Source organism: Mesorhizobium silamurunense (assembly GCF_014843825.1).
Lineage (GTDB): Bacteria > Pseudomonadota > Alphaproteobacteria > Rhizobiales > Rhizobiaceae > Mesorhizobium > Mesorhizobium silamurunense.
Map to the genome: position 1 here is coordinate 55,976 of NZ_JHQR01000124.1, position 13,943 is coordinate 69,918.

Consider the following 13,943-nt stretch of genomic DNA (forward strand, 5'->3'; position numbering starts at 1 on the left):
CCATGATTAGCCGCAAGAAGAAAGCACAAATCTCCGTCTATCTCGATGAGGCGATCATGAAGATGCTCGCCGACTATGCGGCCCGGCGCGACCAGCCCCAATCCATGATCGCAGAGGCCGCGATCGCCTCGTTCCTGTCGCCGGATGCCGACGAACGTCGCGAGGCTGCTATCGCCAAACGCCTCGATCAGGTTGATCGCCGCCTCGCCCGGCAGGAGCGCGATATCGGCATCACGGTCGAAACCCTGGCGGTGTTCGTGCGGTTCTGGCTCGCGACCTCGCCAGCTTTGCCGGAACCTGCGGCCCAGGCGGCTCGCGCCAAGGCGGCCGAACGCTATGAGGCTTTCGTCGCGGCCTTGGGCAGGCGTTTGGCCAAGGGGCCGAAACTGCGGCAGGAGATATCGGAGGATATCGATCCAGTTGACGACAAGGGAATGCCGTCCCCAGCCGGAATGTAGGCACTTGTTCGCGCCAGCTGCTCATCGGCCTGATGGCGAGCTCCCTGGTGCTAGACATCTTCGGCCTGCCGTTTGCCCGCCAGTGGGTGCCTAACCGGCCGGGAGTGTCGGCCGAGGACGACGCGCAAGCTCGGCGGTCCGGCAGCGCAGAAGCACAAAACGCTTTCGAGAGTTTTCAAACTGGACACGACCGCCGCGCTGCCATGGCTACCGCCCTATGGCGCCAGGAAGGATGGGCTTGTCGTCGCGTGCACCGGCTCGGAACGAGCGCAGCCGTCACGCCTGATGCCGCCATGATCGATCAGGCGGGCTATCACGGCGCGCCGTGCGTGATACGGCGTCAGTGTGTGGTCGGCATTCGGCAGCGAGACCCTGGTCACGCCGCGAATGCTGCCGAGCCGCTCTTCCTCCGACCCAAAATGGCGGGCGATCTCCTTCAGGCTCAGGTCGCCTTCCGAGGTCACCAGGAGAACCCGCACGCCCCGGCCGCAAAGGTCGCGCATCCAGCGTTCCACCCGCCGCTGTCCCAATAGAGCGGCCGGATGCAGCATCGACACCGTGGACTTGATCGCCTCGAGCCCGCGCCGGACGATCAGCCGGACCTGGCGCGAAGCGATCCCGCGCCATGTCGGGACGTCCGGCTCGCGGCTCTCCTGCATGGCGGCGGCGTTGTGCCCGAGCACGGCCTTGGAAGCCTCGTAATTCTTCCAGACCGCCATCTCCAGCGCGTAGGAACTGTTCCAGGCGAAGCAGAGCGGGTTGATCATGGTCAGCGTCCGCACCCGCCGATCAGCCCGTGCGGCGTGAAAAGCCTGGAATGCGCCGGCGCAGGTGCCGACCAAGCCGACAGCGGGGTAGCCGGCTCGTTCCATCCAGTCGATCGCACGGCTGACATCATGGCGCGTACGCCCGTCATAGAGGAACAGGCGTCCTTCCTCGGTCTGATCGCTGAGACCAAGTCCGGGCAGGTCGATGCGCAGCGACGCTGCGCCTTCCGCCGCCAGATCCCGCCCCGCTTCAACCGTGCCGCGCGCCCAGCCGACATGCGGCACGCCACCTGCATTGAGGAAGATCACCGGCTCGGCCGCGGCCTGACGTCCGCGCGGCTGGCAAAGCACGCCGCAGATCATCGGCTCCGGTCCGATCAGGACCGGCTTTTCCGTGTAGTGCGGACCGTCCAGAATCTCTGACGCATCGTGCGGCATGGCCTTTCCTGCGACCGCTTCGCCGGCATGGTCGGTCATCCAGGCCGCGCAACGATCGAGAGCGGCGGCCGGAATCCGGTTGGCTGTCGGGTCGCACATCAAGAGAGGATAACCATCGAATTCGGCCGTGGTGATATCCGCAGCGCCCGCCCCTCGCCCATGAATTTCGTCAGCGGCAAGCGGCTTGCCGTTTGTAAGCACCAGCATCGGCCGAGATGGAAGGCTTGCCGCGGCATGCCGCCAGTCGAGCGCCGAAAGATCGGCCAGCGTCTCATGCGAAATCCGGAAGCCGGCGGCCTCGCGCCCCTCGGTGAAAAGCCCTTCGCCCGCCGAACGGCTGGCCAGCGGCGCGTCGATCATGCGCGACATGGCCGTGATCTCGCGGACATAGGCCTTGCCGGAGGACGGCGGCGCGAGCAACACGAAACCGGCCACGTCGTCGCGTCCGGCCGCCGCCAGCGGCGCCAGCAGAGCACCAAGCCGAAAGCCGACCAAAATGACGTCCGCCACGCCGCAATCCCGCTTCAGCCGATCGATCGCAGCGCCTATGCTCTCCGTCCACGATCGCACCTGACCTGGCGTTGAATGATCCCCGGCGGCATTGCCACAGCCGGGATAGTCGAACTGCAGCGTCGGCAGATCGTTTTCGGCCAACTTGTCAGCCAGCAGCTTTAGAAAACGCCGGCTGCACAGGTCCTCGTGGCCATGCGCCCCGGCGATGACGACGCCCCGGCCGCGCCGCCCGGTGCCCTTGCCTTCATGAAGCCAGCCGATCGTGCGGGCGAAGACTATCCCCTTCATGCCATGCTCCCGGCGGGCTGCAACGCTCGCATGATCTCTGCCCCGATTTCTGCATTGTCCGCTTGCGGCGCATCGTAGGCCACGTCGCGATCGCCATTCAGCGCCGTCACGATGCCGGCCGGCGTGGCCGAGGCCGGCCCATCCAGGCCAATTTCCTTCGCCGCACCCGGCATCAGGTGGAAGCCGTTCTCGCGCGGGAGAAACAGCCCGTCCTTGACGGCGACGTGATAAGCGGCGCGCCTGCAGGCGAGCCGCAGGCGCCAACCGTCTTCTGCGCGCAGCAACCGTGCCGACAGGCCGACATCGCGTCGCGCGATCATGGCGCCGGGAAGCACATGAAAGGCTTCAGCCAGGATCTCGCCGTCACCACCTTCAAGCCTTGCCACCGTTACCTCATGGCCCGCCGGGCCGAAGCGATAGGCATAAGACAGGTCGAAGAAGGCGCCGAGCAGCGAGAACGCCGACAGGGACTGCGCCCCGCGCGCCTGCACGGTGACCGGCTGGCGCGCCGTGACCACCGGGGTGACGCCATCGCGCAGGCAGGCAAGCGACAGCGTCGCCTCGACGGCCTTTGCCCCGTCATTGACGAGATGGACGCCCAGCCCGTTGACGCCCTCGTCGCTCAGCGTCAGCCTGAGCGGCGCGAAGGCGCGCCTCAGCGCATGCCAGACCGATTTCGGCCGTCCAGTGGAATCGACGATGCCCCACCCTGCGCCCGGGCGCAGATCCTTCCAGAAAAACAGCAGCGCACCCGCGGTCGGCGAGGCTGGTCTGCGCCATTCGTCGATCGTGCGCTCAACCACCTCCGCCGTAACCGCGCGTGAGAGGTCGAGGTAGCGCGCCGGATCTTCCATGCGCAGCCGGCGTGCATCGAGGCCGAACAGTGCCTCGAGATAATGCTCGCGCACGTCCTCGAAATCCCACGACGCACCTGCATCGCGCGGCACGCCGGCCTTCCAGCGCGGATCGTGGCCGGGCGGAACGGGCAGATGCCCATCCAGCGTCGCCTGCTCCGGCACGTTGGCGAAGGCGAGGCACTCGCTGGCGAAACGCACTTCCGCGCGGCGCGCATCCTCCATCGGCCGGCAATAGGCGCCGACGCCATAATAATGCGTCGGGCCGCCGTCTGCGGCGAAGGGCAAACTGCCGCCAGAGGGCGACGAGGACACCAGCGCGAGATCGGGCAGGATCGCCTGCGCGGCTGGACGCACGACCGCGTCGAACCAGGGTGTTGGATCCATCGCCGCCGGCACGCCGAGCATCGCAGCCTGCTGCGCCACCTCGCTGCCGCCGCACAGCACCGCCAGCGACGGCGAATGCCGAAGCCGCTTCAACAGGTTTTCCACCTCGCGCGATAGCGCGGCCCGCCAGGCATCGCTTTTCGCCGGATAGTCGAAATTGGCGAGCATCAGGTCCTGCCAGACGAGAATGCCCATCTCGTCGCACAACTCGTGGAAAGCATCGCCCTCGTAGGCGAAGGTGCCGCCGACCCGCAGCATGTTGATGCCGGCTCGGCGTACGAGGTCGAGGTCGGGCTCGATTTCGGCCCGCCCGCATGGCAGCCGCACAGGATCGGAGGGCGTCCAGACCGCGCCGCAGCAGAACACCGGCACGCCGTTGACGACCAGGCGGAAATCGCGTCCGTCGGCGCCGCGATCGATCTCGATGCGCCGGAACCCGACCCGGCCCAACCGGCTGCGCACCGCGCCGAGTGTCGCCATCACTTCGTGCAACACCGGCTCGCCATGACTGTTCGGCCACCATGGGGCGACATCGGCAATGTCCAATTCTGCCGTCAGCCGGGTGGGTGTCTCGACCTTGAGGCGCGCGCGCACTCCAGCGCAACTGACATGTGCCGTTTGGGCATCGTCGAAGGGTTCAGCGAGGGTGATCGCAACGGCAAGATGCCCGGTCGTACCATCGAGCTCGGTGCGCATGTCGGTATCGAGGATGCGCTGCCCGCCATTTTCGCGGATCAACTTGACGGGACGCCACGGCCCGACGACATCGAAGTTCGGACACCAGCCCGGCATGTGGCCAATCAGGGTCGTGCGCACCAGCCGCAGGCGCTGATCGTCGATCATGCGAGGACGCCAGCGGGCGCGTGGACCGGTCGCCGTTTCCAGATGGCGGTCGAGACTGCGAAAGACGATGGCAAGCCGCTCGCCACCTGAAAGGATTACCGCGGCTTCATGGCGCTCGAACATCGAGGTCGAGGTGAGCAGCAGCCGGTCGTCAAGCCAGACCTCGGCGATAGTCGCCAGACCCTCGAACACCAGCCGCACCGGACCGGTCGCATCGAGCCTGCGGCTGTACCAGACATCGCGGTCGTGCAGCGGGGTTGGCTGCTTGCGGTCCCAGCGGCCATGCTTTTCCAGCGTGCCGGCCGCCGTGCCGGGACAGGCCGCGTCCAGCCATTCGGCGCTTGCGTCGATATCATCCGGCGAAGCCCAGGCGCCGGCCGCCGAGACGGCCATCCGCCAACCCCGGTCCAGCAATCCGGCTGTGCCGACGGTCGACACCGTGGCGTCCATTCGCACACCTATGCTCAAATGCGCCTCGGCCGCCCTAGGCCGCCTTGGAGGCGACGCCCGCCATGCGGGCGTCCAGCACGTCCATCACCGTTTCGTAGGCCTGTGCCATCGGCGTGATTGCCTCGGCCAAACCGTCGAAACGCTGCCGCGCCATCGCGCGGGCGAGCTTGAACTGCATGACCTTGGCGCCGTCGGCAATGTCGCCGGCGGCTTGCGCCGCTTCCGCCAGGCAGGTTTCGCCGTGCTGCCCCAGCCATTCGAGATGGCTGCCGAGGAGTTCGAAATTTGCGCCGACCTGCCGCAGCGTGTTGAAGGCATAGGTATGGAAATAGTCAGGCGAGCGCGTCGCCAGCGTTTCAGCGTGTCGCCCGAACGCGGCCGCATAGGCGCTAAGCGGATTGCGCTTCGGCCGCCGCTTCAGGTGAAGCGCGAGCAGCGCCGCCGCCGCCCCGACCGCGTCACGGGCCGGGCGCGTGGCGTCGAGCTTCACGAATTCCGCGTAAGGAAACAGCGGCAGGGCGCCGGCCGGCCGACACACCATCCCGTTGGCCGAAGATGCCGTCGTAATCATCCCCCTCGAGCGCGAAGTAGCCGTCATTGTGGAAGTAGCGCATCTGCCGCCCGTCGGGATCGAGCGCATTGATGCCGACCGTGGTCTTGGAATGGCCGCTGCGATAGGTGATGCTTTTGGTGTCGGGCAGGTAGAAGGCGTCGACCTCTACCAGCGGCAGCCGGCCGAGTTCGACTTGCGCCAGCACATGCGTCTCCAGCCGATCGAAGATCGCCAGTTCCTGGATGTCCAGCCCCGCCAGCCTCTGCAGGTCGGCGGTCGGGAACTTGAAGAACGTGAACTGATCGCCCTCGAAATCCTGCGCCACGGTGAAGCCGAGCGCCGCGACCGGATCGTGGCCGGTCGCGTGCAGGACCTCGATCAGGAGATCGACATAGCAGTTGGTCTGCGGCCAGCGCCTTTGCGGATCGTGCAGCCAGTGCGGCCGGTAGCTGGCCGGATCGAGGCCGGCGATAGCTCTCAGCATGTCACACGCTCCACAGCACGTCGCGGACCGCCGCCGGCCAGGCGTCCGCGTCCGGACCGTGATGGCGGAACAGCGCCAGCGCCACGCGCTCCAGGCCGAAGCCGACGCAGGCCGAATGACAGAACTCCCCGTCAGCGAACTTCAGGCCCCAGGTCTGGCCGAAATGGTCCTGGTGATAATTGAAGCTCAAACAGGCGGTCGGCTTCTCGATGCTGGTCACCGGGATCAGCAGCTCGAATTTCAGGCCCTGGTCGCGCTGGTTGTTGGCCATCATCTTGCCGCCGCGGCCGAAGAACGGATCGTTGGCAAGATCGACCTCGCAGGGCAGATCGAGCGACTCGATCATCGCCCTGCCGCGCTTCAGCCAGCTTTCGCGGAACGAGCGCACCTGCTCGGCCGTGCCGATCTTGACGAACTCGCGCATGCGGAAGAGCTGCATGCGCGCGGGGTCTTTCGACGGCTCGTGGCGGAAGCAGTAGGAGGAGAGTTCGAAAAGCAGGCCCTGCGCCGGCACCGGGCCGCGCGCGGCGATGGTAGGATAGAGCGGGTAGCAGGCGGCCGGCGTCAGCGCGATATCGGTCGCCTTCTGCAGTTCCGTCCAGTCCCCGCCATCCGCCATCATGCCGAGCAGCTGCGCATGCTCCCGCTCGCCTCCCATGAAGGAATGCACACAGCCGGCAAGCTGCGGAAAGCTCTTCATGTAGCCGCTCTTCTCCAGCGTCGCGCGGCTCATGCCCGGCGGAAAATGGATGCGGGTAGCCTTGTCGGGCGCGCCGAGCCGGGTGACGAGACGCTCGAACCGCTCGATCACTTCCTCGAATGCGCCTGAGCGGCCATAAAGGCCGTCGATGCCGGATTCGAACAGGATGCCGTTCTCGAACAGGCTGTCGAGCAGCGACTTGGAGTCGAATGTCTTGGCGTCCATCTCAGTCCCCCAGGCCGGTGTCGAAGCGGCTCATCAGCATGAGCGTCGCTGTATTGGAAAGGATGCGGTCGTTGGAGATCATCACCGGCGCCGAGGTCACATCGCGCAAGTGCCGGCCGACGCTGAACGGCGTGCCGTTCTTGTAGCCAAGGATGCCGTTGACCAGCATGGCCAGACGCACCACGGCGCCGGCCTTCTCGCTGGCCGCGACCTTCAGCGCGTTGATCTCGGCGGCGAAGCCAATCGAAGACAGCGCGTCGTCGTCGCCCTTGGCCGCTTCGAAGCGGTGGATGGCGGCCGTCAGGTGCCCTTTCATCTCCTGCAAAAGGGCTGCCGCCTCGGCCAGCCTCAGCGCGCCCGGAGGCATGGCGTCGGGCTGCTTGCGCGCCGCCGCCTTGACGAAGGCCTGCGCCCGATTGAAGGCGTCGGCGGCGATGCCAAACCAGGTCGCCGCCCAGAAGATGTGCGAGTTGGCCAGCATCGACTGCGCCGCGATCTCGGAAAACGGCTTCGGGAATATCTGTCTCGCGTCACCCGTGGCGACGAGATGAAAGCCGTCGGAGCAGGTGCCGCGCATGCCGAGCGTGTCCCACACCGACGTGCGTTCCAGCGTGCGGTTGCCATCGGCCGGTATCACCACCATCACCTGATCGGAGCTGGCCGCATCGGGCGCGCGCCGCGCCGTGGCGAGGATGGCGTCGGCATAGTTGCCGTAGGAGATGACGGTGGCTTCCTTGGTTAGCGCGAAGCGACCGCCGGCGACCTCGACCGCGCAGATCGAATTGCGCAAATTGCCGCCGATGCCGGCCTCCGTCGTCGCGGAAGCCATCAGAAGCTGCTCGTCGGCGATGCGCCGCATATAGGCGCGGTGCCAGTCGCTGGCACCGCCGTGCGTGACGAAGCTCGACGTCTTGATCTGGTGCATGGCATAGATCATGGCGCTCGAGCCGCAGGCCTGGCCGAGTTGGACGATGAGGTCGGCGATCTGCATCGAGCCGAGCCCCTCGCCGCCATGCTCGATCGGGATCGCCACGCCGAGCAGGCGCTCGCGCTTCAGCGCCTCGATCGTCTCTGTCGGGAAACGGCCTTCCTTATCGACGGAATCGGCATGGCCGGCGGCGATCTCGGCGACGCGGCGCATGCGTTCGGTTGCGGCTTCCGGCGCCTCCGTGAGCGGGGCCACCACTATCTTTCTGAACACGTTCATGGCTACGCCGCCTTGCGCGTCAATTGCGAAACGGCGTCCGCGATGCTGGCCAGCGAAGAAAAGGTGCGCCGCGTCAGCATCGTCTCGGGGAATTCGATGTCGAACTCCTCTTCGAGCGCCAGCATCATCTGCACCGAGGCGAAGGAGGTCAGCCCCGCGTCGTAGAGATTAGCGTCGTCGGCGAGCGCGCCGAAATTCAGCGGAATCATCGGATGCTGCTCGAGCAGCGAGCGAATCTGGTCGATCATGGAGGCCCCACCCTTGCGTTTGCATGCTGTGCAGGCGGCAATATCGCAGAAGCAGCGCAACCGTGGCGTTAACGCCGCCGGTCAGTTTCAACCATGCCTAAGGATCGGTAACGGACCGCAGGACAATTTTACGGCTTTCGGATACGACGGAAATAAACGAGAACAAGAGCCGTCGGCCGTCAGCCATGACGGAAACCTATCGCGGCTGTTGCGCTCCTCCTGGCAGGACAAGCGCGCCTTCGTCAGATGTCGAATATTCAAAACCGATAAAGAAAGCCGCAAGAATCAACAGGCAGATAACCGCAACCACTGCCACTGTGGTTCTGGACGAGGATCTAGGCGGTTTGGGATCCTGCAGCATCGATCATGCCGTTCGCATCCATCAATTGATCGCACCGGCCGGGTGGCCGAAATCCGTCTTCGTTGCCTTCTGGGATGGCCTCCTGACCAGCGGCCCCGTCGAACCGCGCGAGTAGGTCTTATAACGTGAAGCGGCAACCTATGTCCCAGATTACCAGAAAGCGCAATTTCTCGCACTATTCTTGGTAAGGCGCCTGCTGCTGTGATGATGCCTGCCAGTGGATATGGCTTTGACGAGACAGCCGCCTATCTTACCTCGATATTAGGATAGCAGGCGCGGCACTGGAGCGAGGATGCAGACATGAAGGTGATTTCGAGCGCAGGCTTGCCGCCTATCCTGGTGCTCGCCTTGGCTTTTGTCGCCGGCTGCTCGTCGACCGTCGCGTCGACCGATCCAGGGAAATACGACAAGATGAGCTGCGCCGAGCTCAACAGCGCGCTCGGCGACACCGCCACCGACATCTCGCGAACCGCCATCAGCCGCGGCAAAGTCGCCAACACCAGCGTGCCGAGCTGGCTGCTCGGCGGCGAGACGTCAAGACGGTGGTGGCTAACCGCGACACGGCGAAGATCGAGCGGCTGCAGCAACAGCAGCAAGCAATTGTCGCCGCGAGGAAGCAAAAGTGTTGATCCTGTGAACTGAGCTCGGCACCTACATGCATGGATAGCGGGCATCGGCAGCCGAGTTCAGCCCGCTTCAATCCTCGTCGACAAGTTGATCGACAGGTACCTCAAGAGCACGCGACAGGCGCAGCCACAGGGCGACATCCCCGCCCCGCTTGCCGTTTTCAACCGCCGAAAGCATGTTCTGCGAAATGCCAACTTCCGCCGCAAGCGCTGCCTGCGTTTTTCCTTTTCTGGCCCGCCAGAAAGCGAGCGGCGATACTGCGTTGACGAAAGCCAGCGCCTCCTCGGCGGTAGAACCGGGGGCCTCGCCGGCACGATAGCTTGCCACTTCACGGGCACGCGCGGCGCGGTCCTGTAGCGCATCAAGCTCGGCGCGTGGCAAGACAGCCATTTCGTCACCCTTGGGCGTGGTGAAATAATGAATGCTCATTGTGCTTCCTACTCGTAGACCGAGCCACGCGGCCCAATCCTGCTGACGATGATCTCGTCTTCCGTTTCGGTAAAGATGACGCGGTAGTCTCCGACGCGCAGACGCATCTCATCCGAACCGACCAACTTCTTGACGTTGTTCACCATGGCTTCCGGAGTCTCGGCATAGACCGCAATCTTGGCAACGATCCGAGGAGCATCAGCCTTATGCTTGCGGAGCGATTTGATTGCGGCTGCCAGGTAAACAACCTGCTTGACGAATTGAATATCTCATTTTGTGATATAATTCAACCAAATGATCACATATTGTGATTCCAATTCCCCCTCATGCACTGATCCGGAACCGCGCCGTATCGATCGCCGCGTTCATCAGCGTCTGCGTGTAGACCTCGCGCGGATTGCCGAAGATCTCTTCGGTCGGCCCTTCCTCGACGATCTTTCCCTGCTTCATGACGATGATGTAGTCGGCCATGGCACGCACGACAGCCAGGTCATGGCTGATGAAAAGATAAGACAGCTGGTGGTCGGCCTGCAGCTTGCGCAGGAGCTCGACGATCTGCTTCTGCACAGAGCGGTCGAGCGCCGAGGTCGGCTCGTCCAGCACCACCACTTTTGGCTTCAGGATCATGGCGCGGGCAATCGCGATGCGCTGGCGCTGGCCGCCGGAGAACTCGTGCGGGTAGCGGTTGCGGGCGTTGGGGTCGAGGCCGACCTCGCGCAGCGCCTCGACGGCGCGATGGTCGCGCTGCTTGCCGGTCAGCGACGGCTCGTGCACCAACAGCCCTTCGGTGATGACCTGGCCGACCGTCATGCGCGGCGACAGCGAGCCGAACGGGTCCTGGAAGACCAACTGCAATTCGCGGCGCAGCGGCCGCATGGCCCGGCGGTCCGCCTCGGAGATGTCGCGGTCGCCGAAGCGGATCACGCCGTCGCTGGGCAACAATCTGAGCAGCGCGCGGCCGAGCGTCGACTTGCCGGAGCCCGACTCGCCGACGATGCCGATCGTCTGGTTGCGCTTCAGCCGGATCGAGATCTTGTCCACCGCGCGCAGCATCAGCGGCTCGCCGCCGAGGAAGCCGCCGCCGATCTTGAAGACGACCTCGACATTGCGGCCTTCGAGCAGCACAGGCGAATTGGCGGGCGGCGCCGCCTTGGTGCCGGTCGGCTCGGCCGCGAGCAGCATCTTGGTGTAGGCATGCTGTGGGTTGGCGAAGAGCGCCTCGGCATCGCCCTCCTCCACCACCTCGCCCTGGCGCATGACATAGACGCGGTCGGCGAAGCGGCGCACGATGCCGAGATCATGGGTGATGAAGACGATCGCCATGCCGAGCTTGCGCTGCAATTCGGCAAGCAGCATCAGGATCTGCGCCTGGATGGTGACGTCGAGCGCAGTCGTCGGCTCGTCGGCGATCAGGATGTCGGGATCGTTGGCCAGCGCCATGGCGATCATGACGCGCTGGCGCTGGCCGCCCGACATTTCGTGCGGATAGGATTTCATCCGCCGCTCGGGATCGGGGATGTGCACAAGCCGCAGCAGCTTCAGCGCCTCTTCGCGTGCCGCCTGGGCGTTCAGGCCACGATGCCGGCGGATCGGCTCGATGAGCTGGTTGCCGATGGTGTAAAGCGGGTCGAGCGAGGTCATCGGCTCCTGGAAGATCATGCTGATCTTGCGGCCGCGAACCTTGTTGAGCTCGTGCTTGGTCATCTCCAAAAGATTGCGGCCGCGATAGTCGACCTGGCCGGTGGCCTCGCCATTGGAGGACAGCAGGCTCATCGCCGCCATCATCGTCTGGCTCTTGCCGGAACCGGATTCGCCGACCACGGCGACCGTTTCGCCGGCATTGACCTTGATGTTGATGCCTTTGACCGCCTCGACCGTGCCGTCAAGGGTCTGGAAGCGGACGCGCAGGTCCTTGACGCTGAGGATCGTTTCGGAAGCCATGTCAGCGATCCTTCGGGTCGAGCGCGTCGCGCAGGCCGTCGCCGACGAAGTTCAGCGCGAACAGCGTCGAGACGAGGAAGAAGGCTGGGAACAACAGCAGCCAGTTGGCATAGCCGATGTTCTTGGCGCCGACGGAAATCAGCACGCCCCAGCTGGTCATCGGCTCCTGCACGCCAAGGCCGAGGAAGGATAGGAAGCTTTCCAGGATGATGACCTGCGGCACCAGCAGCGTCATGTAGATCACCACCGGCCCGAGCAGGTTGGGGATGACGTGGCGCACCAGGATGCCGCGCTGGCCGACGCCCATCGCTTCCGCCGCCTGGACATATTCCTGCCTGCGGATCGACAGCGCCTGGCCGCGCACGATGCGCGCCATGTCGAGCCAGAGCACCGCGCCGACCGCCAGGAACATCAGCACGAAGTTGCGGCCGAAGAACACCACCAGCATGATGACGAAGAAGATGAAGGGCAGCGAGTAAAGCACGTCGACGATACGCATCATCACCTCGTCGATCTTGCCGCCGGCAAAGCCGGCCGTCGCGCCGTAGATCACGCCGATGACGCCGGCGACGACGCCGGCAAGCAGGCCGATGGCTAAAGAGATGCGCCCGGCCATCAGCGTGCGCGAGAGCAGGTCGCGCCCGGTGTTGTCGGTGCCGAAGAGGAAATATTGCTGCTTGATGGCGGAACTCAAGATCATTTCGAGCCCGTCCGGCGACTTGCTCTCGATCCTTGCGTCGTCGAAGGCGTCGGAGCGATCGAGATAGCGGATGTTGCGGTCGTCGATCGGCTTCTTGGACGTGACCGTCACGATCACGCGGCCGCCGTCCTGGTGCCACTCCTTGATGTCGACGCGCATGCGCTTGATCGCGTCGGTCAGCGCGCCCTGGATCATGTCGGGCTTCGGATAGGCCGAAAGGCTCGGCGGCGTGCGCACATAGTCGCCGTAGATGGTGGTGTATTCATGCGGCACGACCAGCGGGCCGAACACGCTGACGACGGCAATGAATGCCAGATAATAGAGGCTGAACATGGCGGCGCGGTTGCGCTTCAGCCGCGCCCAGGCATTGCCCCAAAGCGAGCGGCCGACGATCGGCTCCGGGACGGCGACGGCGAGGTCAGTCATAGCGCACCCTCGGGTCGACGACCGCGTAAAGGAGATCGACGATCAGGTTGAAGACGATGGTGAAGAGCGCGATCACCACCACGGTTCCCATGACCAGCGTGTAGTCGCGGTTGAGGGCGGCATCGACGAAATAGCGGCCGACACCGGGGATAGAGAAGATGGTCTCGACGATGATCGAGCCGGTGAGCAGCGCCGCCGCCGCGGGACCTGTGAAGGAGACGATCGGCAGCACGGCGCCGCGCAGCGCGTGCTTGACCACCACCGACCAGTCCGACAGGCCGAGCGCGCGGGCGGTGCGGATATGGTGCGAGCGCAGGCTTTCGATCATCGAGCCGCGCATCAGGCGGGCGACGATGGCGATCTGCGGCAAGGCGAGCGTCAGCACCGGCCCGACCTTGTTGATGAAGGCGCCGTCGCCCCAGCCGCCGATCGGCAAAAGCTTCCAGGAAAGCCCGAACACGAGCTGAATGACCGGCGCGATGACGAAGGTGGGGATTGTGCTGCCGGCGGTGGCTAGAGCAATCACCGAATAGTCGGCGAGCTTGTTCTGATTCAGCGCCGCGATCGTGCCGAGGATCGAGCCCAGAAGCAGTGCCAGCACCAGCGCCGACGAACCGATCTGCACGGAGATCGGCAGGCCCTTGGCGAAGAGTTCGGTGACGGTGAAGTCAGGCAGGTTATAGCTCGGGCCGAAATTGCCGCGCAAAAGATTGCCGAGATAGTGGACATATTGCAGCCAGAGCGGATCGTTGAGGCCGAACTGGGCTTCGAGATTGGCCCTGATCTCGGGGCTCAGGCCCCGCTCCTGGTTGAACGGGCCGCCTGGCGCGACACGGATCAGGAAGAACGCCACCGTCACGATGACGAATAGCGTCGGGATGGCGGTCAACAGCCGCCGGAAGACATAACGCAGCATCGGCGCCCCGCTTCAGCCAGGGCGACAGCTCTCCAGACGAGACCGTGGCGCGCTGGCATCTCTCATCTTCGCACCGGTATTCCCGAAAATCCAACCCGACTTTCGGCCCGGCACGACGACAGACCGCA

14 protein-coding genes are annotated in these 13,943 nt (G+C 64.8%); 1 reads left to right on the top strand and 13 read right to left on the bottom strand.

The window, feature by feature from the left end:
• Positions 1-2 precede the first annotated feature (2 nt).
• Positions 3-458, top strand: a complete 456-nt coding sequence (locus tag DH10_RS14370) for a CopG family transcriptional regulator (RefSeq protein WP_192384869.1) — start codon at positions 3-5, stop codon at positions 456-458.
• A gap of 215 nt (positions 459-673) precedes the next feature.
• On the opposite strand, the gene DH10_RS14375 is transcribed toward DH10_RS14370, so the two are convergent.
• The 13 genes from DH10_RS14375 to DH10_RS14430 all read right to left on the bottom strand — a co-directional run bounded on the left by DH10_RS14375 (position 674) and on the right by DH10_RS14430 (position 13,815).
• Entirely contained in the window at positions 674-2,464 is a 1,791-nt protein-coding gene (locus DH10_RS14375) for an alpha/beta fold hydrolase (RefSeq protein ID WP_192384870.1), read from the bottom strand.
• Positions 2,461-4,998: a glycoside hydrolase family 2 protein gene (locus tag DH10_RS14380; protein WP_246811551.1), complete on the bottom strand. Its 2,538-nt coding sequence runs from the start codon at positions 4,996-4,998 to the stop codon at positions 2,461-2,463. Before DH10_RS14380 ends, DH10_RS14375 begins: the two co-directional genes overlap by 4 nt.
• 34 nt (positions 4,999-5,032) lie before the next feature.
• Positions 5,033-5,488: a DUF1839 family protein gene (locus tag DH10_RS37905; RefSeq protein ID WP_343221540.1), complete on the bottom strand. Its 456-nt coding sequence runs from the start codon at positions 5,486-5,488 to the stop codon at positions 5,033-5,035.
• Positions 5,457-6,035 carry a DUF1839 family protein gene (locus DH10_RS37910; RefSeq protein ID WP_343221541.1) on the bottom strand — a complete coding sequence of 193 codons (579 nt, stop codon included), beginning with the start codon at positions 6,033-6,035 and terminating at the stop codon, positions 5,457-5,459. The genes DH10_RS37905 and DH10_RS37910 overlap by 32 nt, the downstream gene beginning before the upstream one ends.
• Before the next feature lies 1 nt (position 6,036).
• On the bottom strand, positions 6,037-6,960 hold the full coding sequence (locus DH10_RS14390; RefSeq protein ID WP_192384871.1) for an amino acid--[acyl-carrier-protein] ligase: 924 nt from the start codon (positions 6,958-6,960) through the stop codon (positions 6,037-6,039).
• Between the two features lies 1 nt (position 6,961).
• Positions 6,962-8,167, bottom strand: a complete 1,206-nt coding sequence (locus DH10_RS14395) for an acyl-CoA dehydrogenase family protein (protein ID WP_192384872.1) — start codon at positions 8,165-8,167, stop codon at positions 6,962-6,964.
• Positions 8,168-8,169: 2 nt separating this feature from the next.
• On the bottom strand, positions 8,170-8,415 hold the full coding sequence (locus DH10_RS14400; RefSeq protein WP_066997751.1) for an acyl carrier protein: 246 nt from the start codon (positions 8,413-8,415) through the stop codon (positions 8,170-8,172).
• A gap of 606 nt (positions 8,416-9,021) precedes the next feature.
• Positions 9,022-9,372, bottom strand: a complete 351-nt coding sequence (locus tag DH10_RS37915; protein WP_192384873.1) for a hypothetical protein — start codon at positions 9,370-9,372, stop codon at positions 9,022-9,024.
• Between the two features lie 100 nt (positions 9,373-9,472).
• Positions 9,473-9,832, bottom strand: a complete 360-nt coding sequence (locus DH10_RS14410; protein WP_192384874.1) for a helix-turn-helix transcriptional regulator — start codon at positions 9,830-9,832, stop codon at positions 9,473-9,475.
• A gap of 8 nt (positions 9,833-9,840) precedes the next feature.
• Complete coding sequence (locus tag DH10_RS14415) at positions 9,841-10,098, bottom strand: type II toxin-antitoxin system RelE/ParE family toxin (RefSeq protein ID WP_192384912.1); 258 nt, start codon at positions 10,096-10,098, stop codon at positions 9,841-9,843.
• Between the two features lie 58 nt (positions 10,099-10,156).
• A complete protein-coding gene (locus DH10_RS14420; protein WP_192384875.1) occupies positions 10,157-11,773 on the bottom strand; it encodes an ABC transporter ATP-binding protein in 1,617 nt (538 codons plus the stop codon).
• A gap of 1 nt (position 11,774) precedes the next feature.
• Entirely contained in the window at positions 11,775-12,899 is a 1,125-nt protein-coding gene (locus DH10_RS14425; RefSeq protein ID WP_192384876.1) for an ABC transporter permease, read from the bottom strand.
• Positions 12,892-13,815 carry an ABC transporter permease subunit gene (locus DH10_RS14430; RefSeq protein ID WP_192384877.1) on the bottom strand — a complete coding sequence of 308 codons (924 nt, stop codon included), beginning with the start codon at positions 13,813-13,815 and terminating at the stop codon, positions 12,892-12,894. Before DH10_RS14430 ends, DH10_RS14425 begins: the two co-directional genes overlap by 8 nt.
• Positions 13,816-13,943: the final 128 nt, after the last annotated feature.